At 39.4% G+C, this 1,233-nt stretch carries 2 protein-coding genes; one reads left to right on the forward strand and one right to left on the reverse strand.

Features of this window, described 5'->3' with window-relative positions; all coding sequences use genetic code 11:
- Positions 1-469 (reverse strand): 3-deoxy-7-phosphoheptulonate synthase (locus AND4_RS19110; RefSeq protein ID WP_009844634.1); only part of this gene is annotated, 469 nt, incomplete at its 3' end.
- 457 nt (positions 470-926) lie between these two features.
- Between AND4_RS19110 and AND4_RS19115 the strand changes: the two genes are divergently transcribed.
- The coding region (locus AND4_RS19115; protein ID WP_144017074.1) for an outer membrane beta-barrel protein at positions 927-1,233 on the forward strand (307 nt) is incomplete at its 3' end.

Below are 1,233 nucleotides of genomic sequence, written 5' to 3' on the forward strand. Positions count from 1 at the left end.
TAATGAGATCCGCAACATACTGAGGCGTAATCATATCTAGGAATTCACTTGCCGTCGGAAGCCCCATATCTGTTAGGTCTAGTAGTAACTTACGACCAATACGAAGACCATCATTTAGCTTATAAGTGTCATTTAGGTAAGGGTCATTAATAAGCCCTTTCCAACCAACCGTTGTACGCGGTTTTTCGAAGTATACACGCATGACAACTTCAAGTTGATCGCCAAGTTCATCACGAAGTACTTTTAGCTTTTTACCGTACTCAACTGCGGCTTTTGGATCATGGATAGAACATGGACCAACAATCACTAGTAGACGATCATCTTTGCCTTCAAGAATATTGTGAATGGCGTTACGACATTCAAAAGTCGTTGTGGAAGCGGTTTCAGTTGCTGGAAATTTCTCAAGCACTGCAACAGGCGGCAATAGCTCTTTTACTTGGTTAATTCTTACATCGTCAGTTTGAAACATTACTTCTACTTCCTAATTACTATCTCAGACCCACTTATTTGACTAAAGTTTAACCACCGCAACTTAGTTCACAGAGTAAGCAGTAGCAAGGACTGTGGGCTTATTTATTTGTGTCCGTGGAAGTAACTTATCGACTTAGATGCAGAGTTGCAATCACTTTAATTAAAAAAATGCAAATTCGTCGCCAATGTTCAAAACAAAACACAGTGTACACTTATGTTTACGAAAAAGTTCAAAATAATCAGATATTTTCCTGCAAGTTTGAAAATGTTGTCTACAATGATACAGATATCAGAAGTTTGAGGGGAAATTCGCGTCCAAAAAGTCGCGGTTCCCGGGATGAAGTTGCTTGATGTTAAATTAAATGACTATTAAACTAATTTCTTATAACTACCTGATTTTCAACAAAAAGTTGAAAAAAGTAGAAATTAATATGCAATCAATACAAGGAAATACTATGAAAAAAGTAGCAATTGCAGTCGCAGCAGTGGTAGCTGGTGGTTTAATTAACTCCGCGCAAGCTGAGATGTATATCGGGGGCAAAGTAGGCATGACTACGCTAGATGATGCTTGCTATTTAAACAGCCCTTGTGACGACGATGCTTTCGGTGCCGGAATGCACGTCGGTTACAACTTTACCGATATCATTGGCCTAGAGTATGGCGTTGATTACTTAGGTGATTACAAAGCTAACTTCAAAGCAGGGGCTAACACAGTTAACAACATTGACGGCGATCTTTGGGCACTCACTCTAGCGCCTAAAT

The organism is Vibrio sp. AND4, from assembly GCF_000171815.1.
Classification (GTDB): Bacteria; Pseudomonadota; Gammaproteobacteria; order Enterobacterales; family Vibrionaceae; genus Vibrio.